Source organism: Streptomyces sp. B5E4, from assembly GCF_039871555.1.
GTDB lineage: Bacteria > Actinomycetota > Actinomycetes > Streptomycetales > Streptomycetaceae > Streptomyces.
In genome coordinates this window covers 44,693-66,835 of sequence record NZ_JBDPMI010000034.1, presented here as the reverse complement: position 1 = coordinate 66,835, position 22,143 = coordinate 44,693, and the positions used below count along the sequence as shown (strand labels likewise).

General features: G+C 74.9%; 20 protein-coding genes. 8 read left to right on the top strand and 12 right to left on the bottom strand.

All coding sequences use genetic code 11. From position 1 onward, the window contains the following. Window positions 1-117 precede the first annotated feature (117 nt). Both ABGA99_RS31230 and ABGA99_RS31225 read left to right on the top strand, forming a co-directional pair. On the top strand, window positions 118-1,341 hold the full coding sequence (locus ABGA99_RS31230) for a hypothetical protein (protein ID WP_347583944.1): 1,224 nt from the start codon (window positions 118-120) through the stop codon (window positions 1,339-1,341). Window positions 1,342-1,478: 137 nt separating this feature from the next. Continuing rightward, the gene (locus tag ABGA99_RS31225) at window positions 1,479-2,120 is read left to right on the top strand and encodes a haloacid dehalogenase-like hydrolase (RefSeq protein WP_347575137.1); all 642 of its coding nucleotides are present in this window, start codon (window positions 1,479-1,481) and stop codon (window positions 2,118-2,120) included. A gap of 104 nt (window positions 2,121-2,224) precedes the next feature. Here the strand turns inward: ABGA99_RS31225 and ABGA99_RS31220 are convergent, their stop codons facing one another. Then, window positions 2,225-2,464: a hypothetical protein gene (locus ABGA99_RS31220; RefSeq protein ID WP_347575138.1), complete on the bottom strand. Its 240-nt coding sequence runs from the start codon at window positions 2,462-2,464 to the stop codon at window positions 2,225-2,227. A 170-nt stretch (window positions 2,465-2,634) separates the two neighbouring features. On the opposite strand from ABGA99_RS31220, the gene ABGA99_RS31215 reads away from it, so the two are divergent. Then, on the top strand, window positions 2,635-3,018 hold the full coding sequence (locus tag ABGA99_RS31215; protein ID WP_347575139.1) for a cold-shock protein: 384 nt from the start codon (window positions 2,635-2,637) through the stop codon (window positions 3,016-3,018). Between the two features lie 48 nt (window positions 3,019-3,066). Here the strand turns inward: ABGA99_RS31215 and ABGA99_RS31210 are convergent, their stop codons facing one another. The 4 genes from ABGA99_RS31210 to ABGA99_RS31195 form a co-directional block, all read right to left on the bottom strand. After that, window positions 3,067-3,939, bottom strand: coding sequence for a 1,4-dihydroxy-6-naphthoate synthase (locus ABGA99_RS31210; protein ID WP_347583943.1), 873 nt, complete (start codon window positions 3,937-3,939; stop codon window positions 3,067-3,069). Beyond that, on the bottom strand, window positions 3,939-4,655 hold the full coding sequence (locus ABGA99_RS31205; RefSeq protein ID WP_347583942.1) for a futalosine hydrolase: 717 nt from the start codon (window positions 4,653-4,655) through the stop codon (window positions 3,939-3,941). Before ABGA99_RS31205 ends, ABGA99_RS31210 begins: the two co-directional genes overlap by 1 nt. Before the next feature lie 106 nt (window positions 4,656-4,761). Continuing rightward, window positions 4,762-5,286 (bottom strand): hypothetical protein, encoded by a 525-nt coding sequence (locus ABGA99_RS31200; RefSeq protein ID WP_347575142.1) that lies wholly within the window; start codon window positions 5,284-5,286, stop codon window positions 4,762-4,764. Between the two features lie 26 nt (window positions 5,287-5,312). Continuing rightward, window positions 5,313-6,677 carry an MFS transporter gene (locus ABGA99_RS31195; RefSeq protein ID WP_347583941.1) on the bottom strand — a complete coding sequence of 455 codons (1,365 nt, stop codon included), beginning with the start codon at window positions 6,675-6,677 and terminating at the stop codon, window positions 5,313-5,315. Window positions 6,678-6,972: 295 nt separating this feature from the next. Here ABGA99_RS31195 and ABGA99_RS31190 point away from each other — a divergent pair, with 295 nt between their 5' ends. The 5 genes from ABGA99_RS31190 to ABGA99_RS31170 all read left to right on the top strand — a co-directional run bounded on the left by ABGA99_RS31190 (window position 6,973) and on the right by ABGA99_RS31170 (window position 13,990). Continuing rightward, window positions 6,973-7,863 carry a DUF3027 domain-containing protein gene (locus ABGA99_RS31190; protein ID WP_347583940.1) on the top strand — a complete coding sequence of 297 codons (891 nt, stop codon included), beginning with the start codon at window positions 6,973-6,975 and terminating at the stop codon, window positions 7,861-7,863. A 93-nt stretch (window positions 7,864-7,956) separates the two neighbouring features. Beyond that, a complete protein-coding gene (locus ABGA99_RS31185) occupies window positions 7,957-10,734 on the top strand; it encodes a helicase C-terminal domain-containing protein (RefSeq protein WP_347583939.1) in 2,778 nt (925 codons plus the stop codon). A gap of 68 nt (window positions 10,735-10,802) precedes the next feature. Next, a complete protein-coding gene (locus ABGA99_RS31180) occupies window positions 10,803-11,621 on the top strand; it encodes a MerR family transcriptional regulator (protein WP_347575145.1) in 819 nt (272 codons plus the stop codon). A 100-nt stretch (window positions 11,622-11,721) separates the two neighbouring features. Next, window positions 11,722-12,201, top strand: coding sequence for a DUF1801 domain-containing protein (locus ABGA99_RS31175; protein WP_347575146.1), 480 nt, complete (start codon window positions 11,722-11,724; stop codon window positions 12,199-12,201). 142 nt (window positions 12,202-12,343) lie between these two features. Next, window positions 12,344-13,990: a DNA repair helicase XPB gene (locus ABGA99_RS31170; RefSeq protein ID WP_347575147.1), complete on the top strand. Its 1,647-nt coding sequence runs from the start codon at window positions 12,344-12,346 to the stop codon at window positions 13,988-13,990. A 56-nt stretch (window positions 13,991-14,046) separates the two neighbouring features. On the opposite strand, the gene ABGA99_RS31165 is transcribed toward ABGA99_RS31170, so the two are convergent. From ABGA99_RS31165 to ABGA99_RS31135, 7 genes are all read right to left on the bottom strand, one after another. Next, complete coding sequence (locus tag ABGA99_RS31165) at window positions 14,047-14,433, bottom strand: hypothetical protein (RefSeq protein WP_347575148.1); 387 nt, start codon at window positions 14,431-14,433, stop codon at window positions 14,047-14,049. Between the two features lie 253 nt (window positions 14,434-14,686). After that, window positions 14,687-15,703 (bottom strand): Gfo/Idh/MocA family oxidoreductase, encoded by a 1,017-nt coding sequence (locus ABGA99_RS31160; protein ID WP_347583938.1) that lies wholly within the window; start codon window positions 15,701-15,703, stop codon window positions 14,687-14,689. Window positions 15,704-15,742: 39 nt separating this feature from the next. Further along, complete coding sequence (locus ABGA99_RS31155; RefSeq protein ID WP_347583937.1) at window positions 15,743-16,696, bottom strand: TIM barrel protein; 954 nt, start codon at window positions 16,694-16,696, stop codon at window positions 15,743-15,745. Window positions 16,697-16,763: 67 nt separating this feature from the next. Further along, the gene (locus ABGA99_RS31150) at window positions 16,764-18,266 is read right to left on the bottom strand and encodes a CoA-acylating methylmalonate-semialdehyde dehydrogenase (RefSeq protein WP_347583936.1); all 1,503 of its coding nucleotides are present in this window, start codon (window positions 18,264-18,266) and stop codon (window positions 16,764-16,766) included. 47 nt (window positions 18,267-18,313) lie between these two features. Beyond that, window positions 18,314-20,236 carry a 3D-(3,5/4)-trihydroxycyclohexane-1,2-dione acylhydrolase (decyclizing) gene (gene iolD, locus ABGA99_RS31145; protein ID WP_347575152.1) on the bottom strand — a complete coding sequence of 641 codons (1,923 nt, stop codon included), beginning with the start codon at window positions 20,234-20,236 and terminating at the stop codon, window positions 18,314-18,316. Beyond that, the gene (iolB, locus tag ABGA99_RS31140; protein WP_347575323.1) at window positions 20,233-21,111 is read right to left on the bottom strand and encodes a 5-deoxy-glucuronate isomerase; all 879 of its coding nucleotides are present in this window, start codon (window positions 21,109-21,111) and stop codon (window positions 20,233-20,235) included. The genes iolD and iolB overlap by 4 nt, the downstream gene beginning before the upstream one ends. A gap of 14 nt (window positions 21,112-21,125) precedes the next feature. Next, a complete protein-coding gene (locus ABGA99_RS31135) occupies window positions 21,126-22,013 on the bottom strand; it encodes an aldolase (protein ID WP_347575153.1) in 888 nt (295 codons plus the stop codon). Window positions 22,014-22,143 lie beyond the last annotated feature (130 nt).

Here is a 22,143-nt window from a genome sequence, read left to right as displayed (position 1 = left end):
CGCGTACGTGCGGCGCACCTGCCGCCGCGGGTGCCGGGCGTCGTGCGCGGGGGCGATCGGCCGGCCGTGCGCGCGGTACGGTCGAGAGGTCAACAGCGCACGGCCGTAGGGGATTCGGTGGGCATCGAGAGCGACCAGCTCGTGTACGACTACCTGAGCCGCGTCGGCGACCTCGCGCAGCAGCGTGCCCTGCCCTCCGGGCAGCGCATGCGGCTGGTCAACGAACTGCGGGCCGGCATCGACAAGGTGCGCGCCGCCGAGGGCGCGCACAGCGTGTCCGCGGTGAAGCAGGTGCTCGCCCGGTTCGGCAGTCCCGGGGACATCGTCGAGGCCGCCAAGCGGGACCCCGCCACCGCGGTGCCGGAGGTCGCGGTGCAGCCCGGGGAGCCGCCGGGCGGGGGCGGCGGGTTGACGTCGCGGCTGCCGCGGCCGCGGGTCGGCGGGTCCGAGCGGTGGCTGGGGCGGCTGCCCCGGCCGCGTACCGGCGGCGAGGCGGGCGGCCGGGAGCCCAAGCGGCCCGCGGCCGAGGTACCCGGGCCCGCGCCCGGGGACTTCACCCCGCCCGCCGAGCCGCCGCCCACCGCCGCCGCCCCGCCGCACCTCGCCGGCGAGGACGAACTCGACCCCACGCACGCCGACCCCGACTGGTGGCGCGTGGAGCCCGCGCCGTTCGCCGGCCCGATGCCCGGCGCCGGCAGCGGCGCCGACGACGTGCCGGGGTTCACCGGCGGCATCGAACTCCCGGAGCTGTTCCAGCCACCGGATCAGAAGGACGGCGACGAGGAGGAGAAGGGCGCGCAGAAGGGCGGCGGGACGGGCGCCGTGGGACGTGCCGCCCGCGCCGCGAAGGCCGCCAGGGCGGCGAACGCCGCGCGCGCCGCCCGCGCCGCCAAGGCCAAGCAGGCCCGCCGGGAAGCGGAGGCCGGGGAAGAGGAGGCGTACGAGGACGAGGAGCCCCCGCCCCCGAACCGCCGCGGCGCCGCCACCCGCGAACTCCTGCGCAGCGCCGGGATGCTGGAGGTGCTGGCGATGGGCGCGCTGCTGGGGGGCGCCGCGCTCGATCAGTGGATGGCCTCGGTCGTCGGCTGGGCCCTGGTGTACACCTCGCGCCGGCTGTCGATGACGGAGAAGAAGTGGGCCTCGCTGGGCGTGCCGGGCACGGTGGGGGCCGCCGGGCTGGTGTGGCTGTGGGGGCGCAGTCAGGAGCGGTGGGGCGAGCCGCTGAAGGAGGGGACGCTGGGGCAGGAGTTCTCGGACCTGCTGCCCACGCTGGTCCGGTTCGCGGCGGTTGCCTCGACGCTCTTCCTGCTGTGGCGGGCCCGGCGGCGGCTGCGCGGGTAGGGCGGGCGTACGGCCGCGGGCGCCGGGCCGCGTACGGCCGCGGGTGACTCCCGTACGGTACGGGCCCGGCCGTCCCGTCGGTCACGGCAGGCCATCCTCCTGTCCTGACCGGAATCCGCGGCAGGCAGAATCGAGGGGTGCGTACTCCCTTCCCGCCGCCGTCTTTCACGGTCGGCTTCGACCTGGACATGACCCTCATCGACTCCCGGCCGGGGATCAAGGCGGTGTACGAGGCGATCGTCGCGGAGACCGGCGTGTACGTCGACACCGACCTCGTGACCTCCCGCCTCGGCCCGCCGGTGGAGAGCGAACTGGCGAACTGGTTCCCCGCGGACCGGGTGGCCGCCCTCGGCGACCGCTACCGCGCCCTCTACCCCGACCACGGCATCGTCCCCACCGCCGCCCTGCCCGGCGCGGCGGCGGCGATCGCGGCGGTGCAGGCGGCGGGCGGCCGGGCGCTGGTGGTCACCGCCAAGAGCCGGCCGCTGGCGAAGCTGCACATCGACCACCTGGGCCTGGCCCCGGACGCGGTGGTCGGCGGGCTGTGGGCGGACGCGAAGGCGCAGGCGCTGACGGAGTACGGGGCGTCGGCGTACGTCGGCGACCACATCGGGGACGTCGCGGGGGCGCGGGCGGCGCGGGTGCTGTCGGTGGCGGTGGCCACGGGGCCGTGCCCGGCGGCGGAGCTGCGGGCGGCGGGGGCGGATGTCGTACTGCCGGATCTGCTGGCTTTCCCGGGGTGGCTGGCGGAGCACCGGGCGGGGACGGCGGGCGGCTGAGGGGCCCGTACGCCACGGGCTCCGCGCCCCAGCGCCTCCCGCGGCTGCGAGTCCACGGCTCTGCGGCTCTGCGGCCGTACCGCCCGCGGCTGTGCGGCTCTGCGCTACGACGCCGCCTGCCGGGCCTCGCGCCGGGACGCCGCCGCCGAGCGGAAGAGTCCGGCCAGCGCCAGCCCGAAGCCGACGCCCATCAGCATCGACACGAGATACGCGGCCGTCGGCAGCGGGTCCGCCCCGATGAAGAACGGGACGAGAGTGACCAGCGTGCCGAGTGCGCCGACGAGGAAAACGATCGCCCCGGCGCGTACGAGCAGATCCCCGGGGCTGGAGGTTCCGGTGTTCACACCACCAGGGTAGGCGGCGCGCCCGGCGGCGGTGTGATGCGCTGAGGAAGCACCCGGCGACATCTTGTCACCACGCGGGGGACCATTAGCCTTGAGGTGGCGGGTCACTGGACCCGCTCTCCTGCTCTTTCACGGCAGCGAGTACGAAAACGAAGACAGGGCGACGACACGTGCCTACCGGCAAAGTCAAGTGGTTCAACAGCGAGAAGGGCTTCGGCTTCCTCTCCCGCGATGACGGCGGTGACGTCTTCGTGCACTCGTCGGTGCTGCCGGACGGGGTGGAGACGCTCCGGCCGGGTCAGCGCGTCGAGTTCGGCGTGGTGGCCGGGCAGCGCGGCGACCAGGCGCTGTCCGTGACGCTGCTGGACCCCACCCCGTCGGTCGCGGCCGCGCAGCGGCGCAAGCCGGACGAGCTGGCGTCGATCGTGCAGGATCTGACCACGCTGCTGGAGAACGTGACGCAGCAGCTCGAACGCGGCAGGTACCCGGACAAGGTGCACGGCCGCAAGATCGCCGGGATGCTCCGGGCCGTCGCCGATCAGTTGGACGTCTGAGGGGGCGGGCGAGGGACGGACGCGTCGGCACCGGACCCGTAGCGGCTGCTACGGGAAGGCCAGCGCGTCCGGGGCCACGGGCGGCACGAGTCCCTCCGCCGCCGCCCGGGTGAGCAGGCCGCGCACGGCCGCGTAGCCGTCCTCGCCGAGGTCGGCGGTGAACTCGTTGACGTACAGGCCGATGTGCTGGTCCGCCACCGCGGGGTCCATCTCCTGCGCGTGCTCCATGACGTACGCCCGCGACGCCTGGGGGTCCTCCCATGCCATCCGCACCGAGGCGCGGGCCGCGGCGGCGAGCGCGTGCAGCGTCCCGGCGCCGAGGGCGCGGCGGGCGACGATGGCCCCGAGGGGGATGGGCAGGCCGGTGGTGGCCTCCCAGTGCTCGCCCATGTCTGCCAGGCACTGGAGGCCGTAACCCTGATAGGTGAAGCGGGCCTCGTGAATCACGAGCCCCGCGTCGACCTTGCCGTCACGGACGGCGGGCATGATCTCGTGGAACGGCATGACGACGACCTCGCCGACGCCGCCCGGCACTTCGGCCGCGGCCCAGAGCCGGAAGAGCAGGTAGGCCGTCGACCGCTCGCTGGGCACGGCGACGGTGCGCCCGGCGAGATCGGCGGGGCGCAGTGCCCCGGCGGTCAGCACCAGCGGCCCGCAGGCCCGGCCGAGGGCACCGCCGCAGGGCAGGAGGGCGTAGCGGTCGAGGACGTAGGGGAGGACGGCGTAGGAGACCTTGAGCACGTCCAGCTCGCCGCGTTCCGCCATGCCGTTGGTGAGGTGGATGTCGGCGAAGGTGACGTCGAGCGGCGGGGCGCCGGGGACCAGGCCGTGGGCCCAGGCGTGGAAGACGAAGGTGTCGTTGGGGCAGGGGGAGTAGGCGATCCGCAGCGCGTGGTCGCCCGGGGTGCTCGGCGAGGTCATCACGGCTCCTGTCCGTCGGGTGGGGCGGGGTCGGTGTCCGCGCCGGCGCCCGCGGCGAGGCCGGGCAGGGCCGCGAAGGCGGCCGTCAGGGCCTTCAGCGCGTCCGGGATGCGCCAGGCGGCGCGGTCGCGGGGCCCCACGGCGTTGGACACCGCGCGGATCTCCAGGACCGGGACGCCGTGCCGGGCGGCGGCCTCGGCGACGCCGAAGCCCTCCATCGCCTCGGCCGCGGCGCGCGGATGGCGGCGCAGCAGTTCGGCGGTGCGCTCGGCGGAGCCGGTGACGGTGGACACGGTCAGCACGGTACCCAGCACCGCGCCGGTCGCCTCCGCCGCGGCCCGCGCCACCTCCGGCGGCGGGCGGTGCGCGACGACGCCGAAACCCAGCTCCGTGACGGGCACGAACCCGTCCGGCGTCTGCGCCCCGAGGTCCGCGGCCACGATCTCGTCCGCCACCACCAGCCCGCCCACGGGCGCCACGCCCGCGAAGCCGCCGCCGATCCCGGCGGCGATGACGAGGTCGTACGGAACGGGCGCCGCAGCCAGCGCGGTGGCGGCCCCCGCGGCGGCGGCCGCGGGTCCCACGCCGCCGACCACGACGTCGTCACCCCGCCCGGCCCGCTCGACGGCCTCGGCCTCGGCGGCCACGGCGACGATCACCAGCACCCGCGCCCCGGGCCCCGGGCCCGCTCCGCGCACAGCCTCCGCGCCCCGCATGACACCTCCCCCACGCACCCGCCCAAGGGTAGGCCGACCCGCCGACAGAACCCGCCCGCCGCCGGGCGTCGCCGCACCGCCGCCGGGCATCAGCGCCGCCTGGCCGTCAGGACTGCTTCCGCTTCAGGTCGAAGCTCCACGCGCCCTTGTACGTGCCCTTGTCGTCGATCTCCACGATCCCGACCTTGGCCTTGTCGCTCTGCACCGGCGGCTCCCCCGGCTGCGACTGCGCGTTGAAGAACTGGTCCCCGCTGTACGTCACATACGTGTGCTTGCTCGGCTGGGGCGTCACCAGCCGGCCGTCCACGAACAGCACCCACCCGCTGTCCGCGATGTCCGGCTCCACGCCGATCCTGACCCGGTCGCCGGCGTCCACCGTGATCGACTTCTCCGCGCGCTCCGAGACGCAGGTCTCCAACTCCTCGTTGGAGATCTCCTTGCCGTCGTTGTAGCACTGCGCCTCCGCGCTCGCCGTCCGGTCCCCCACCGTGATCTGCGCCAGCGGCGTCGGCTTCTCGCACGCGGACAGGGCGAAGGCGGAGAGGACGACGGCACCGAGAGCCGCCGCGCCGCGGCGGCTGCGGAGGCCGCGGGCACGGGAGAACGCGGTGGTGGCGGGCGCTGTGGTCATGCGGGCAGGCTACCTGTCGGCCCCGGTCAGGCCACGCGCGGGTGCGGCGTGCCGTGCCGGGCGGCGGTGAGCAGCCCCCGCACCGTCGCCGCCAGCCCGACGGCGACGACGGCCGCGCCCGCGGCCATGCCGCCGACCCCGTTCAGCGGCAGCAGAATGCCGATCGCGCCGCCCACGACCCACGACAACTGGATCACCGTCTCGGAGCGCGCGAACGCCGACGTGCGCACGTACTCCGGTACGTCCCGCTGGATCAGCGCGTCCAGCGACAGCTTCGCCAGCGACTGCGCGAACCCCGCCATCGCCGCGACGCAGATCAGCAGCGGCAGCGAGTAGAAGACCGCCGCCAGCACCGTCGTCGTCAGGGCCATCGACAGCAGCACGGCGATCAGCTTCTCCGGCCCGCGGGAGCGCAACCAGGAGCCGATGACCGAGCCCAGCGCGTTGCCCGTGCCCGCGGCGACCGCCGCCATCCCGAGCGTCAGCTCCGGCCGCAGCCCGCCCGGCGGGTTGTCGCGCAGCAGGAACGCCAGGAACAGCGTCATCAGCCCCGACAGCACCCGCAGCGAGGAGTTGGCCTGCAGCGCGTACAGCACGGAGGGGCCGACGGAGCGCAGCCCCGGCTTCGGCGGCGTATGCAGCCGGCCCTCCTCGCCCGACGCCAGCTGCGCCTTGCCCTCGCCCCGCGCGGAGTCCACCGCCGGCGGCATCCGGAACGCCAGGAAGACGCCGAAGCCGAAGATGACCATCGCCCCGTACAGCGGGAAGCCGGGCCCGACGAAGTGCAGCAGCCCGCCGACCGGCGCGGCGATGCCGGTGGCGAGCAGCCCGGCGAGCGTCACCCGGCTGTTGGCCTTCACCAGCGAGATGCGCCGCGGCAGCAGCCGCGGCACGACGGCCGAGCGCACCACCCCGTACGACTTGGAGCACACCAGCACCCCGAGCGCCGCCGGATAAAGGCTCAGATCCCCCGTCTTCACCGCCCCCGACAGCACCAGCGCCAGCAGCAGCCGCGCCAGCATCGTGCCGGCCATCGCGGCGCGGCGGCCGTGCGGGATACGGTCCAGCAGCGGGCCGACGACGGGGGCGAGCAGGGCGAACGGCGCCATCGTGATGGCCAGGTAGAGCGCGACCCGGCCGCGGGCCTCGTCCGTCGGGACGGAGAAGAACACCGTCGACGCCAGCGCGATGGTGATCATCATGTCGCCGGCGGCGTTGACCATGTGCAGCTCCATCAGCCGCCCGAGGCCCGACTCCCCCGCGCCCTGCGCGTCGGTGGCCCGGCGGATCCGCCGGCCCGCGCCGACGACCGGCCGCCGCACGGCACGCCCGACCGCCCGGCCCGCCTGGTGCAGCGGGCCGGCCGCGGAAGCCGTCCGGTCGTCGACCACCTCGCCATAGTGCCCGCATGCGGGACCGTAGGGCGAGAACCCCGCGGGGGCGCATGCGGTCATCCGGGATGCCGCGGGTGGTCCGTACGGGGCACACGGCAGGCAGGCAGGGGGCGCAGGGGCGCGGCGGTGGCCCGTGGCAGGCGGTGGGAGTACGGTCCGCGCGCCGCGCCAGGTAGGGTGAACGACGCGCCTCTGAGTGTGTCGTGAGGATACGAGCGTTGACGCGGCCCCCTGTCCGCTCCCTCGGCTCCCGCGCCCGCCCGGCCGTCCGTACCGAAAGACTGTGAGCCAGATGAGCCCTGCGAACAGCCCCGCCAAGACGACCGCCGCGCGCGGCGCCGCGGTCCGCGGCCGCGTCACCCCCGACCAGCAGTGCGCCGATGCCGTCGACCTCGCCCGCGCGGCGGCCGAGGAGGCGGCGGGTCCGGAGCAGGTCGGCGAGCACATCGGCGTCACCGCCGACGACACGCGCGTGGTGACCCACCTCTTCGAGTGCCGGCTGCCCGGCTACCGCGGCTGGCGGTGGGCGGTGACCGTCGCCCGTGCGTCCCGCGCCCGGACGGTCACGCTTGACGAAACGGTGCTGCTGCCCGGCCCGGACGCGCTGCTGGCGCCGGAGTGGGTGCCGTGGAACGAGCGGCTGCGCCCCGGCGACCTGGGCCCCGGCGACCTGCTGCCCACGGAGGGCGAGGACCTGCGCCTGGAGCCGGGCCTCGCGGTGGGCGACGAGGAGCTGGAGCCGACGGAGCCCGCCGAGGCCGCGGAGGCGGTCGGCGAGGCCGCCGCCGAGGCCGTTCCGGCCGCCGCGGCGGCGCCGCCCGGCGGCGTACCGCGGCGCGCGGAGATCGGCGCCCTCGCCGACGAACTGGGCATGACCCGCCACCGGGTGCTCTCCCGCTACGGGCTGCACAGCGCCGCGGACCGCTGGGAAGAGGAGTACGGCCCCAAGACGCCGATGGCGCAGGCCGCGCCGGCGTCGTGCGTGAGCTGCGGCTTCCTCATGCCGCTGGCGGGCTCGCTGCGCCGCGCCTTCGGCGTCTGCGCGAACGAGTACTCCCCGGCGGACGGCCACGTGGTCTCGCTCGCCTACGGCTGCGGGGGCCACTCGGAGGCGGCGGTGATGCCGAAGCCGATCGAGCCGGCACCGCCGGTCCTGGACACGATGGGCGCGGACCCGACGTAGCCCGCACCGGCGCGGACGGGTTCGGCCGCCCGTGCACCGCCAACCCCGGCTCCGTCCGGTGCGGCCCGTCCGGCGGGGACTACTGTGGAGCGGATGACGACCGGCAACCCCGCCCGGACCCTCGCCGAGGAACTCCGCGGCCGACCGGACACCGCGCTGGCCGAGCTGCTCCGCGCTCGGCCCGATCTGCTCACCCCCGTACCGGGTGACCTCACCCAGCTCGCCACCCGCGCCGGCACCCGCGCCTCCGTCGTCCGCGCGCTGGAACGGCTCGACCGGTTCACGCAGCAGACCGCCCAGGCGCTCGCGATCGCGCCCGACCCCTGCCCGTACGACGTGCTGGCCGGGCTGATGGGCGACGAGCCCGACACCGTTGCCGCGCTGCCGCGCGCCGTCGCGGAGCTGCGGGCGCAGGCGCTGGTGTGGGGGGACGAACGGCGGCTGCGGCTGGTGCGTACGGCGCGGGAGCTGCTGACGCCGCAGGCGTCCGGGTCGCCGACCGGCCTGGGGCCGGCCGCCGGGGAAGTGGCGATGGCGATGTCGCCGGGGCGGCTGCAACAAGTACTGGCGAACGCGGGGCTGCCGACGACTCACGACCCCGTCTCCGCCGTGGAGTCGCTGACCGCGCTCTTCAGCGACCCGAAGCGGATGGCGGACCTGCTGGACCAGGCGCCGCCGGAGGCCGTGACGGTGCTGGGGCGGCTGATGTGGGGGCCGCCGTACGGGACGGTGTCGGCGCAGCCGCCGTCGCACGTGCGGTGGCTGCTGGACCGGGGGCTGCTGCTGCCGACCGCGCCGGGCAGCGTGCTGCTGCCCCGCGAGGTGGCGCTGCACCTGCGCGACGGGCGGGCGCACCGCAGCGTGGCGGCCGTGCCGCCGGAGCCGGTGGCGGCCGGGACGTACGGGATGCGGGTGGTCGACGCGACGGCCGCGGGGCAGGCGGCGGTGGCGGTGGAGACGGTCGAGGAACTCCTCGGCCAGTGGGCGACGGCGAGCCCGCCGGTGCTGCGGGCGGGCGGTCTGGCCGTACGGGACCTGAAGCGGACGGCGACGGCGCTGGACGTCACGGAGCCGCGGGCGGCGTTCTGGGTGGAACTGGCCTACGGGGCCGGGCTGCTGGCCTCGGACGGGGAGTCGGACGAACGGTACGCGCCGACGCCCGCGTACGACGAGTGGCTCGCGCTGCCGGCGGCGCAGCGGTGGGCCGAGCTGGCGGCGGCGTGGCTGGCGGCGACGCGGGCGCCCGGACTGATCGGCGGCCGGGACGGCAAGGGCCGGGCGCTGTCGGCACTGGGCGAGGGCCTGGACCGCGGCGCGGCACCGGAGGTGCGCCGCGCGGTGCTGGCGCTGCTGGCGGGGCTGCCGGAGGGCACGGCGGCGACGCCGGACTCGGTGGTGGCCCGCCTGCGCTGGCAGCGCCCTCCGCGCGGCGGCACCCCGGCGGAGGGCGAGGAGGAGGACCTGCGCACCCGGCTGGCCCGCTGGACGCTGGAGGAGGCGGAACTCCTGGGCGTCACGGGCCGCGGCGCCCTGGCCACCCACGGCAGCGCGCTGCTGAGCCCGCCGGAGGCGGGCACCGGCGAGGCGGCGGCAGGGGCCGGTACGGCCCGGGACACCCGGGCCCCGGACGCTCAGGGCCGGGACGCCGGAGGCGCGAACGCCCCGGCCTCCGGCGCGGCGACCGCCGCCGACGCCGCCGACGCCGCAGACCGGCCTTCCCCACGCACCCGCCCCAGGGTAGGCCGCCCCTCCGACAACCACGCCGCTCCACCACCCACGACCGGCACCGACGCCCCGGCCCCCGCCACCGGCGCCACGCTCGCCGCCCGGCTCGGCACCGCCGCCGCCCCGGAGCACCCCGCCACCCCCGCCGAAGCCCGCGCCGCCGCCCTCCGGGCCGCCGCCGCGCTCGCGCCGTACCTTCCCCCGCCCGTCGATCACGTGCTGCTGCAGGCCGACCTCACCGCCATCGCACCCGGCCCCCTGAAGCGCGAACTCGCCGACGTGCTCGGCGTCCTCGCCGAAGTCGAGTCCAAGGGCGGCGCCACCGTCTACCGCTTCACCCAGGGCTCCGTACGCCGCGCCCTCGACGCCGGCCGGTCCGCCGCCGAACTGCACGACTTCCTCACCGCCCACTCCCGCACCCCCGTGCCGCAGCCGCTCAGCTACCTCATCGACGACGTCGCCCGCAAGCACGGCCGGCTACGGATCGGCGCCGCCGGCGCGTATCTGCGCTGCGACGACGACGCGCTCCTCGCCGAGATCGTCGCCGACCGGCGCGCCGCCGAGCTGCGGCTGCGCCACCTCGCGCCCACCGTCCTGGTCTCCCCCACCCCGCCCGACGTGCTGCTCGCCCGGCTCCGCGCGATGGGCTACGCGCCCGCCGCCGAATCGCCCGACGGCGCCGTCCTCGTCGCCCGGGCCGCCGCCCACCGCACCCCGCCCCGTACGCCGCCGGCGCCCGTCCCCGACGGCCCGCCCGCCCCCGACGCCACCCTCCTCGCGGCGGCCGTCCGCGCCGTACGGGCCGGAGACCGCGCCGCCACCGCACCCCTCCGCACCTCCCAGGCCGCGCACACACCGCACACCCCGCAGGCCCCGGACACCCCGCCCGCCCCCGAGGCCCCCGGCGGCCTCCCCCGCACCGCCTCCGCCGAGACCCTCGCCGTCCTCCAGGCCGCCGTCCTCGGCAACGCCGCCGTCTGGATCGGCTACGTCAACGCCGACGGCGCCGCCAGCCAGCGCGTCATCGCCCCCGTCCGCGTCGAGGGCGGCTACGTCACCGCGTACGACCACACCGCCGACGAGGTACGCACCTACCCCCTCCACCGCATCACCGGCGCCGCGGAACTCGCCGACGACCCCTCCTGAGGCGCCGCCCCGGCAGCACACGGTCCCCTTGACCCTCACACCGTGTCAGCCCCTCCACTGGAGCAGTCATGTTCACCATCGGAGAGTTCGCCCGCCACGGCCGCGTCTCGGTCCGCATGCTGCGCCACTACGACGCCCTCGGCCTGCTGCGCCCCGCGCGCGTCGACCCGTACAGCGGCTACCGCAGCTACGACGCCGCCCAGCTCGCCCGCCTCAACCGCATCGTCGCCCTCAGGGAACTCGGCTTCAGCCTCGGCGTCATCGGTTCGATACTGGACGAGAAGCCGACCGCCGAGGAGCTGCGCGGCATGCTGCGGCTGCGCCGCGCGGAGCTGGAGACCGCCGCCGCGGACGCGGTACGGCGGCTCGCCGGGGTGGAGGCGCGGCTCCGTACGATCGAAAGCGAGGGCCGCATGTCCGCCACCGACGTCGTCCTGAAGTCCGTCCCCGCCGTCCGGGTCGCCGAGCTGAGCGGCAGCGCCGCGAGCTTCGAGCCGGCCGACATCGGCCCGGTGATCCAGCCGCTCTACGACGAGTTGTGCCGCCGCCTCGACGCCGCCGGCGTCAGGGCCACCGGTCCCGGCGTCGCCTGGTACGAGGACGCGCCCGACGGCACCGTCACCGTCCACGCGGGCCTCCAGGTCGGCGTCGGGCCCTCACCGGCGTACGGCTTCACGGTCACCGACCTCCCGCCGCTCGACACCGCGGCCACCGTCGTCCATCGCGGCGACATGGACACCGTCCTGCCGACCGTCCAGGCACTCGCCGCCTGGATCGACGAGAACGGCTACCGCTCCACCGGCTACGCCCGCGAGCTGTACCTCGAAGTCCCCGAGAACCCCGCCGACTGGGTCACGGAGCTCCAGGAACCGGTCACCCCCGCCTGACACCCGCCGCCGCCGAAGCGGTCAGTTCTGAAGAAGTCGTCGCCGGCGGATCTCCGTAGGCTGAGACGCGTATCCGGTCAGAACCTGGAAAGGCACTGCTGTGGCGGAGGCGAAGAAGGCGGCACCGGCCGAGGGCGGCGAGTCCTACGAGGGCTTCACCGAGGCGGAGATCGCGGCCATGAAGGACCGCGCGAAGGAGATCAAGAAGGCCAAGCGCGGCGGCGCCAAAGCGGACCCGGTGGCCGAGCTGCTGGAGAAGATCGCCGAGATGCCCGAGTCCGACCGGGCCATCGCCGCAAGGCTGCACACCCTCATCACCGAAGCGGCACCCGAGCTGTCGCCGCGGCTGTGGTACGGGATGCCCGCGTACGCCTCCGGCGCCAGGAACGGCAAGGGCGGAAAGATCGTCTGCTTCGTGCAGGCCGCGGCGAAGTTCGACGCGCGCTACCTCACCCTCGGCTTCAACGACGCCGCACACCTCGACGACGGCACCATGTGGCCGACCGCCTTCGCCCTCACGGACCTGACGCCCGCCCACGAGAAGACGGTCACCGAGCTGGTGAGGAAGGCCATGAGCTGAGGTCCGCCTGCGCGCCGCACGCCGTCGCCGCCGCGAGGTAGACTTCCCTGTTTCCCGCGTTTCCCCGGGACCTCCGGGACCCCGGATCCCCGGGACCGGGCGCGGCAGCATGGCAGCATCGGCAGCAGAGGAGGAGGCCCGCATGTCCTGCCTGATCGTGCAGTCGGACAAGACGCTCCTGCTCGAAGTGGACCACGAGCTGGCGGAGGAATGCCGGCGCGCCATCGCGCCCTTCGCCGAGCTGGAGCGCGCCCCCGAGCACATCCACACCTACCGCGTCACGCCCCTCGGCCTGTGGAACGCACGCGCCGCCGGGCACGACGCCGAGCAGGTCGTCGACGCCCTCGTCACGTACTCCCGCTACCCCGTGCCGCACGCGCTGCTCGTGGACGTCGCCGAGACCATGGCGCGCTACGGGCGGCTGACCCTCACCAAGGACCCCGCGCACGGCCTCGTGCTGTCCACCACCGACCGGCCCGTGCTGGAGGAGATCCTGCGGTCCAGGCGGATCCAGCCCCTGGTCGGCGCCCGGCTCGACGACGACACCGTCGCCGTCCACCCCTCCGAGCGCGGGCAGATCAAGCAGGCACTGCTGAAGCTCGGCTGGCCCGCCGAGGACCTCGCCGGATACGTGGACGGGGAAGCCCACCCGATCGCCCTGGTCGAGGACGGCTGGGGGCTGCGCCCCTACCAGAAGCAGGCCGTCGAAGGCTTCTGGCACGGCGGCTCCGGCGTCGTCGTGCTGCCGTGCGGGGCGGGCAAGACGCTCGTCGGCGCCGGGGCGATGGCCGAGGCGAAGGCGACGACGCTGATCCTCGTGACGAACACCGTCGCCGCCCGGCAGTGGAAGAGCGAGCTGTTGCGCCGCACGTCGCTGACCGAGCAGGAGATCGGCGAGTACAGCGGCGCCCGCAAGGAGATCCGGCCCGTCACCATCGCCACGTACCAGGTGCTGACGACGCGCCGCAAAGGCGTCTACCCGCACCTGGAGCTGTTCGACTCCCGCGACTGGGGACTCATCGTCTACGACGAGGTGCACCTGCTGCCCGCGCCCGTCTTCAAGTTCACCGCCGACCTCCAGGCACGCCGCCGGCTCGGGCTGACCGCCACGCTCGTACGGGAGGACGGCCGTGAATCCGACGTCTTCTCGCTCATCGGGCCCAAGCGCTTCGACGCCCCGTGGAAGGAGATCGAGGCCCAGGGCTACATCGCGCCCGCGGACTGCGTCGAGGTGCGGGTGAACCTCACGGACGCCGAGCGGCTCGCGTACGCCACCGCGGAGACCGAGGAGAAGTACCGCTTCTGCGCCACGACCGACACCAAACGCAGGATCGCCGAGGCGCTGGTCGCCCGGCACACCGGTGAACAGACCCTCGTCATCGGGCAGTACATCGACCAGCTCGACGAGCTGGGCGAGCACCTGGACGCACCCGTCATCAAGGGCGAGACCACCAACGCCCGCCGGGAGAAGCTCTTCGACGCCTTCCGCAACGGCGAGATAAGCGTCCTGGTGGTGTCGAAGGTCGCGAACTTCTCGGTCGACCTGCCGGAGGCCACGGTCGCCATCCAGGTCTCGGGCACGTTCGGCTCGCGGCAGGAGGAGGCACAGCGGCTCGGCCGGGTGCTGCGGCCGAAGGAGGACGGGCACGAGGCGCGGTTCTACTCGCTCGTCGCCCGCGACACCGTCGACCAGGACTTCGCCGCGCACCGGCAGCGGTTCCTCGCCGAGCAGGGGTACGCGTACCGGATCGTGGACGCCGACGACGTCCTGGCGGGCGACGACACCTGACGGCGGGCTTCACACCGTCGCCCACGGGCCTCACGCCCTCGCGTACGCAGCGGACCTCACGCCGTCGTGTACGCGTACGCCAGCATCGCGTACGTCACCGCAGGCACCGCCAGCGCACCCAGCACCAGCGCCACCCCCCGCCGCTCCCGCCCCGTCTCCGCCATCCGCCGCCCCACCGACTGCGCCACCGCACCGGCCACCAGCAGCGTGAGGACCCCCAGACCCAGCCCCGCGGCCGAGGCGGCGCCCATCTCCTGGATGCGGTCGCACGGGCCCGTGTGGTCCGGCGGCCCGCAGTACTCCCGCTCGCCGCGGAACAGCGGGATCATCAGCGCCATCAACGCCGCCGGTAACGCCCCCAGCGCGTACGCCATCCGCCCCAGCGTCGTCGCCACGCCCACCCACGGCGGGCGGCTCAGCAGCGGCGGCTCCCCCAGTGACATCCGTACCCCCCTTTGGACACACCTGCTGACCCAAGGAGACGTGCCGAAGGGAGGCGGGGTTCCCGCGGCCCGGCCCCTCCCCCCGCGGTGGGGGCCGGGCCGCGGGAAGCACGGCGGGCCGGGGGCGGTGCCCCGGCCCGGAAAACCGGGCGGCCGGCGAGCGCAGGGCCGGCGATCGGACCGGCGGATCAAGCGGCACACGGGCCGGTCACGGACCGGCCGGCGCCTCGGCCCGCCGGCCGGTACGCACCCGTCAGGCGTAGAACGCCGGACGCTCCACGAGGTTCACGTCCACCACCGCGCCCGTCCGCTGCGCCTCGACCGTCGCCGCCGCGACCGCCGTGGCGGCGTAGCCGTCCCAGGCGCTCGGGCCCGTGGCCGCACCCGCGGCCACCGAATCCACCCACGCCTGCACCTCCACGTCGAACGCCTCGGCGAAGCGGCCGCCCCACTCCTGGTCGATCTCCGTGCCCACCCGCGCCGCCGCCCGCACCTCGGCGCGCGCCGGATCGGGCAGCCGGACGAGACCCGTCTCGCCGACCGTCTCGCACTGGATGTCGTACCCGTACTGGCAGTTGACGAAGACCTCCAGGTCGATCCGGACCCCGCCGGCCGTCTCGAAGAGCATGAACTGCGGATCCTGCAAGTGCGGGAAGCGGCGCTCCGTGGCACGCGGCATGATGACCTGCGCGGAGACGATCTCGTCGTCGAGCAGCCAGCGGGCGGCGTCGATCTCGTGCACGCCGGTGTCCTGCGCGGCCATCTCGGTCGTGTACCGCTCGGGCGCGGACCGGTTGCGGTGGGCGCAGTGCATCATCAGCGGCCGGCCGATGCCGCCGTCGGCGATGACGCGCTTCAGCTCCCGGTAGCCCGGGTCGTAGCGGCGCATGAACCCCACCTGCACCAGCCGCCGCCCGTACGCCTCCTCCGCGGCCAGCACCCGCAGCGCGTCCTCCGCCGTGGTGGCCAGCGGCTTCTCGCAGAGCACCGGCTTGCCCGCGGCGATCGCGGCGAGCACGTGCTCGGCGTGGGCGGCGTGCCAGGACGAGACCAGCACCGCGTCCACATCGGCGGCGGCGATCAGCGACCCCGGGATATCGGCGGCCTCGGCGACCCGGGCACCGCCCGCCTCCGCCGCGGCCTTCTCGGCCAGCGTCGCGTCGATGTCGGCGACGGCGCTGACCCGGGCGCCGCTGATGACGCGGCTGATGCGCTCGATGTGCTCGCGGCCGATGGCGCCGGTGCCGACGACTCCGATGCGTACGGTCATGACTTCTTGCTCCTCAACGCTCGTTCTCAGCGGGCCGGCTCAGCGCGGGCGGCGCGTGCCGCTCAGGCCGACGCCCGCCAGGTAGTCGCGGGTACGGACCGCGATCGGCAGCGGCACCTCCGGCTCGCACGGCCACAGGTCCTGCTCCACGACCACGAACAGCTCCGCGTCCAGGCCGGACAGCGCCTCGACGATGTCCCCCGGGTTCGGCACACCGGCCGGCGGCTCGACGGCCACGCCGCGGCTGACCGCCTCGCTGAACGACAGGTTCTCGGCCCGGACCTGCTCGATGATCACCGGGTCCATCTGCTTGATGTGGACGTAGCCGATGCGCTCGGCGTAGCGGCGGATGAGGTCGAGGTTGTCGCCGCCGCCGTACGCGACGTGGCCGGTGTCCAGGCAGAGGTTGGCGTACCGGGAGTCGGTGGCGTTCAGGAATCGCTCGATCTCCGGCTGCGTCTGGATGTGGCTGTCGGCGTGCGGGTGGACGACGAGACGGACGTCGTAGTCGTCCAGGAGGATCTTGCCCAGGACGTCGGCGGCCTTGCCCAGCGCCGTCCACTGCGCGGCCGTCAGCTCCGGCGGCTCGGTGAAGTCGCCGGTCTTCTCGTCGCGGAACAGCGGCGGGATGAGCACCAGGTGGTGCGCGCCCGCGGCGGCGGTCAGCTCGGCGACGCGGCGGACCGCGGCCAGCGTCTCGTCCCACTCGGCGGGGCGGTGCAGGGCGCCGAAGATCGTGCCGCCGGAGACCTGGAGGCCGCGCTCGGCGAGTTCGCCGGCGAGGCGCTGCGGGTCGGTGGGCAGATAGCCGTACGGGCCCAGCTCCAGCCACTTGTAGCCGGTCTCGGCCAGCTCGTCGAGGAAGCGGGTGTACGGGACCTGGTGCTCCTCCTCGGGGAACCACACCCCCCAGGAACAGGGGGCGGAGCCCAAGCACAGATTGCCGGCGGCGGGTCCCGCGGCGGGGCGCGGGGCGCCGGGTGCGTCGGTCATGAGGGTGCGGCCTCTCGGTGGGTGGGGCTCGTACGTCTCGGGAGCTCGTGACGGGTTGCGGGGCGGCTCAGTTGGCGGTCGGGAACGCGAACGCCGCGCCGCGGGCCGCCGGGTTGCCGCCGGCCGGCCAGCGGGTCGTGACGACCTTCGGGCGGGTGTAGAAGCGCACGCCCTCCGGGCCGTGCACGGGGCTGTCGCCGATGAGCGAGTCCTTCCAGCCGCCGAAGGAGTACGCGGCCATCGGCACCGGCACCGGCACGTTGATGCCGACCATCCCGACGTGCACCCCGCGCTGGAAGCGCCGGGCCGCGCCGCCGTCGCCGGTGAAGAGCGCGGTGCCGTTGCCGTACGGGTTGGCGTTGATGAGCGCGATCGCCTCGTCCAGGGTGGCGACGCGGATCACCGCGAGCACCGGGCCGAAGATCTCCGTACGGTAGGCGTCCATCGTCGCGGTGACGTGGTCCAGCAGCGTCGGCCCGGTGAAGAAGCCCTCCTCGTACCCGGCGACCTTCAGGTCCCGGCCGTCGACCACGACCGTGGCGCCCTGCGCCGCCGCCGAGGCGACGGCGCCGCCGACGCGCTCCTGCGCGGCGCGGGTGACGAGCGGGCCCATCTCGCTGGCCGGGTCGTCGCCGGGACCGACGCGCACCGCGCGCGCCTTCCGCTCCAGCACCTCGACCAGCGGCTCCGCCGCGTCCCCGACCGCGACGGCGACGGAGATCGCCATGCAGCGCTCGCCCGCGGAGCCGTAGGCGGCGGCGACGAGCTGGTCGGAGGCGTACTCCAGGTCCGCGTCCGGCAGGACGACGGCGTGGTTCTTCGCGCCGCCCAGCGCCTGGACGCGCTTGCCCGCAGCGGTGCCGCGCTCGTGCACGTACGTGGCGACGGGCGTGGAGCCGACGAAGGAGACGGCCGAGATGCCGGGGTGGTCGAGGATCGCGTCGACGGCGGTCTTGTCGCCGTGGACGACGTTGAACACGCCGTCGGGCAGCCCGGCCTCCGCGTAGAGCCGGGCGATCAGGTGGGAGGCGGACGGGTCGCGCTCGCTGGGCTTGAGCACGAAGGTGTTGCCGGTGGCGATGGCGATGGGGTGCATCCACAGCGGCACCATCGCGGGGAAGTTGAACGGGGTGATGCCCGCGCAGACCCCCAGCGGCTCGCGGAAGGAGAGGACGTCGACGCCGCGCGAGTACTGGTCGGAGTAGCCGCCCTTGAGGGCGTCGGCTATCCCGCAGGCGTACTCGACGACCTCCCGGCCGCGGACGATCTCGCCGCGGGCGTCGGAGATGATCTTGCCGTGCTCGGCGGAGATGATGCGGGCCAGCTCGTCCTCGTGCCGGACCAGCAGCTCGCGGAAGGCGAACATGACGCGCATCCGCTGGGAGAGCGAGCTGTCGCGCCAGGTGTCGTACGCCTTGGCGGCGGCGCTCACGGCGGCGTCGACGTCGGCGGTCTCGGCGAGCAGGACGCGGGCCTGCTCGCGGCCGGTGGCCGGGTCGTAGACGGGGGCGGTGCGGGTGGAGGTGGCGGCGGTGGCGCCGCCGGCGATCCAGTGCTCGATCGTGTGCATGAGGGTCTCGCTTAACTTGCCGGGGACGTACGGGGGTTGCTGAGCTGTCAGAGGTACGGGCGCTGCGCGCGCTTGCCGTCGCGGTACTCCTCGTACGCCTTGCGCGTGGATTCCAGCTCCGAGACCTCGCTGACCGGCACGTCCCACCACGCCGAACCCGGCGGGTTGGGCCCGGTCAGATCGGTGACGACGTGCACCACCGTGGTGCGTTCCGCCGCCTTGGCCCGGACGAAGGCGTCCCGGAACTCCGCGACCGTCGTCGCCCGCAGCACGTCCGCGCCGAGGCTCGCGGCGTTCGCCGCCAGGTCCACCGGCAGCGGCCCGCCGTCCAGTTCGCCGGTGTCGGGGTTGCGCCCCGCGTAGCGCGTGCCGAAGCGCTGCGAGCCCAGCGACTCCGACAGCGCGCCGATGGAGGCGAAGCCGCCGTTGTCGACGAGGACGACGATCAGCTTCAGGCCCTCGGCGACGGCGGTGACGATCTCCTGGGAGAGCATCAGGTACGAGCCGTCGCCGACGAGGACGACGACCTCGCGGTCCGGGGCGGCGAGCTTCACGCCGAGGCCGGCGGCGATCTCGTAGCCCATCGTGGAGTAGGCGTACTCGACGTGGTACGCCTTCGGGTCCCGGGCCCGCCAGAGGGCCTGGAGGTCGCCGGGCATGGAGCCGGCGGCGTTGATGACGACGTCGCGGTCGCCGGCCAGGTCGTTGACGGCGCCGAGGATCTCCGTCTGCGCGGGCGGCGGGCCGTGGCCGCGCTCGGGGTGGTAGACGGCGTCGGTGGTGCGGCGCCAGGCGTCGGCGAGTTCGCGTACGCGCGCCCGGTGGGCGTCGTCGGCCTGCCAGTCGGCCAGTTCGGCGTCGAGCGCTTCGAGGCCCGCGCGGGCGTCGGCGACCAGCGGCTCCGCGGCGTGCTTGACGGCGTCGAGGCGGGCGACGTTGAGGTTGACGAACGCCACGTCGGGGCGGGCGAAGACGGTGCGGCTGGCGGTGGTGAAGTCGCTGTAGCGGGTGCCGACGCCGAGGACCACGTCGGCCTCGGCGGCCAGCGCGTTGGCGGCGGCGGTGCCGGTGGAGCCGAGCGCGCCGACGGCGCAGGGGTGGTCCCAGGGCACGGCGCCCTTGCCGGCGTGGGTGTCGGCGACGGGGATGCCGGTGCGCAGCGCGAAGGCCCGCAGTTCCTCCCACGCCTCGGAGTACACCGCGCCGCCGCCGGCGACGAGCAGCGGCCGGCGGGCGCCGCGCAGCAGCGCGACGGCGCGGGCCAGCGCCGCGGGCTCGGGTGCCGGGCGGGGCACGTGCCAGACGCGGCGGCGCAGGAACGCCACGGGCCAGTCGTACGCCTCGGCCTGCACGTCCTGCGGCAGCGCGAGGGTGACGGCACCGGTCTCGGCGGGGTCGGTGAGCACCCGCATCGCGGCGAGGGCGGCGGGGATGAGCTGCTCGGGGCGTTCGACGCGGTCGAAGTAGGCGGAGACGGGGCGGAGCGCGTCGTTGACGGACACGTCGCCGTTGCGGGGGTCTTCGAGCTGCTGGAGCACCGGGTCGGCGGCGCGGGTGGCGAAGACGTCGCCGGGCAGGAGGAGGACCGGCAGGCGGTTGGTGGTGGCCAGCGCGGCGCCGGTGACCATGTTGGTGGCGCCGGGGCCGATGGAAGAGGTGCAGGCGTAGGTCTGGAGCCGATGGGCCATCTTGGCGTAGGCGGTGGCGGAGTGGACCATGGCCTGCTCGTTGCGGGCGAGGTGGTAGGGGAGGTCGGCCTCGCCGGTACGGGTCGCCTGGAGCAGCGCCTGGCCGACGCCGGCGACGTTGCCGTGGCCGAAGATGCCCCACATGCCGGGGATGAGCCGCTGTTCGGCGCCGTCGCGTTCGCTGTACTGGTTGGCCAGGAAGCGCACCAGCGCCTGGGCGGTGGTGAGCCTGACGGTCTCCGTGTGCTCCGTGTGCGTAACGTCGCTCGTCGTGTCGCTCATCGCGTCCCTCCTCCGAACGGCAGCCTCGGGTCGGTGTCCTGGTCGTCCCAGGTGCTGCGGATCCAGCCGTGGGCCGGGTCGTCGCAGATCAGCCAGGCCCGCTCGGCACCGGGTCCGGCCATGACGTTCAGGTAGTACAGGTCGTAGCCGGGCACGGCCATGGAGGGACCGTGCCAGCCGTGCGGGATGAGCACGGTGTCGCCGGTGCGGACTTCGGCGAGCACGTCCAACGGCCGTTCCGCGGTGCCGTAGACGCGCTGGTACGCCATGCCGGGGCCGCCGTCGGGGCCCTCTGCGACCTCGAAGTAGTAGATCTCCTCCAGCTCGCTTTCCTCGCCGGGGCGTGCCTCGTCGTGCTTGTGCGGCGGGTAGGAGGACCAGTTGCCGCCGGGGGTGAGGACCTCGCAGACCAGGAGCCGGTCGGCTTCGAAGGTCTGGGGCAGGCAGTAGTTGTGCACTTCGCGGCTGCAGGTGCCGGCGCCGCGCAGTTCGACGGGGACGTCGGCGGCGGGCCCGTAGCGTACGGGCAGGCGGCGCTCGCAGCGCGCGGAGGGCAGCGCGAAGCGGCCGCCGCCGGGGCTGGTGATGCGGACGTCGGTGTCGCGGGGGACGTAGGCGAAGTCGGTGGGCTCGCCGAAGACGCCGGGGCGGCCGGTGAGGTCGAGGCGGTGGCCGTCGGCTTCGACGGTGCAGCCGCCGGCGAGGGGGAGCACGAGGTGTTCGGCGTCGCCGGTGGCCAGGGTGTGGCTCTGGCCGGGGGCGAGTTCGAGGACGCGCAGGCCGGAGTAGCCCCAGCCGGCGCTCCGGGGGCTGATGTCCGTGCGGTACGGGCCGGAGGCGGCGTCTTCGCCGCGTACGTACAGCTTGTCGTTCATGCCGTCGGCGCCGTTCACAGCAGGCTCACCGCCCGGTCGACCGCGCCGCCGACGTCGCCGTCCGCGGGGTAGAGCAGCGAGCGGCCCACGACCAGTCCCTGCACGCCGGGCAGCCGCAGGGCGCCGCGCCAGGCGTCGAAGACCGCGCGCTGGCCGTCGGCGCCGCCGGCGTCGCCGCCGAGGAGGAGGACGGGCAGGGTGGTGGCGGCGACGACGCGTTCCATGTCGGGGACGACGGGCAGCTTCAGCCAGGTGTACGCGCTGCGCCGGCCGAGCCCGGAGGCGATGGAGACGGAGGTGACGACGGCGTCGGGGGTGAGGTCGTTGCGTACGCGGCCGTCCTGCCAGCGGGAGAGGAAGGGTTCGACCATGGCGATCAGCCGGCGGTCGGCGAGCGCGTCGACGGCGCGTGCGCTGGATTCCAGGGTGGCGGCGGTGGCGGGGTCGTCCAGGGCGATGCGGGTGAGCATCTTGCCGCCGTCGAAGCCCATGGCGGCGATGGCCTCGGCGTCGTAGCCGGTGAAGCGGTCGTCTATTTCGAAGGCGGAGCCGGCGAGGCCGCCGCGGTTCATGGAGCCGAAGACGGATTTCCCGTCGAGGACGCCGAGGAGGAGGAGGTCTTCGAGGATGTCGGCGGTGGCGAGGACGCCGGTGACGCCGGGGCGTTCCAGGGCGAGGCAGAGCCGTTCCAGGAGGAGGCCGCGGTCGGCCATGGCGTGGGCGTCGCCGCCGACGGCGTTGGCGCCGCGGGCCGGGTGGTCGGCGGCGATGATCATGGCCCGGCCCGGGTCGCCGTCGCCGAGGGGCGAGGCCGCGGGGCGGCGGGCGGCTGCCGCGGCGGCGATGGCCTCGGGGTGGTGGACGCGGGTGGCGGTGAGGTCGCCGGTCTTGTCAACGGTCATGCCTGGGTCTCCGGGGAGTGGGCGCGTACGCGGGCGGGTGCGGTCGTGGCTGCGGTGCGGACTTCGATCGTCGCACTGGTCGACCGCGTACGGCGCGTACGCTTCGTGCGCGTGCTGTCACTGGGGCGAT

Excerpts from the sequence above, each read along its gene's own strand:
- ABGA99_RS31210 (WP_347583943.1), bottom strand. The coding sequence starts at position 3,939 with ATGACCTCGCCGAGCACCCCGGGCGACCACGCGCTGCGGATCGCCTAC.
- ABGA99_RS31205 (WP_347583942.1), bottom strand. The coding sequence starts at position 4,655 with ATGCGGGGCGCGGAGGCTGTGCGCGGAGCGGGCCCGGGGCCCGGGGCG.
- ABGA99_RS31200 (WP_347575142.1), bottom strand. The coding sequence starts at position 5,286 with ATGACCACAGCGCCCGCCACCACCGCGTTCTCCCGTGCCCGCGGCCTC.
- ABGA99_RS31190 (WP_347583940.1), top strand. The coding sequence starts at position 6,973 with ATGAGCCCTGCGAACAGCCCCGCCAAGACGACCGCCGCGCGCGGCGCC.
- ABGA99_RS31185 (WP_347583939.1), top strand. The coding sequence starts at position 7,957 with ATGACGACCGGCAACCCCGCCCGGACCCTCGCCGAGGAACTCCGCGGC.
- ABGA99_RS31180 (WP_347575145.1), top strand. The coding sequence starts at position 10,803 with ATGTTCACCATCGGAGAGTTCGCCCGCCACGGCCGCGTCTCGGTCCGC.
- ABGA99_RS31170 (WP_347575147.1), top strand. The coding sequence starts at position 12,344 with ATGTCCTGCCTGATCGTGCAGTCGGACAAGACGCTCCTGCTCGAAGTG.
- ABGA99_RS31165 (WP_347575148.1), bottom strand. The coding sequence starts at position 14,433 with ATGTCACTGGGGGAGCCGCCGCTGCTGAGCCGCCCGCCGTGGGTGGGC.
- ABGA99_RS31160 (WP_347583938.1), bottom strand. The coding sequence starts at position 15,703 with ATGACCGTACGCATCGGAGTCGTCGGCACCGGCGCCATCGGCCGCGAG.
- ABGA99_RS31155 (WP_347583937.1), bottom strand. The coding sequence starts at position 16,696 with ATGACCGACGCACCCGGCGCCCCGCGCCCCGCCGCGGGACCCGCCGCC.
- ABGA99_RS31150 (WP_347583936.1), bottom strand. The coding sequence starts at position 18,266 with ATGCACACGATCGAGCACTGGATCGCCGGCGGCGCCACCGCCGCCACC.
- iolD (WP_347575152.1), bottom strand. The coding sequence starts at position 20,236 with ATGAGCGACACGACGAGCGACGTTACGCACACGGAGCACACGGAGACC.
- iolB (WP_347575323.1), bottom strand. The coding sequence starts at position 21,111 with ATGAACGACAAGCTGTACGTACGCGGCGAAGACGCCGCCTCCGGCCCG.
- ABGA99_RS31135 (WP_347575153.1), bottom strand. The coding sequence starts at position 22,013 with ATGACCGTTGACAAGACCGGCGACCTCACCGCCACCCGCGTCCACCAC.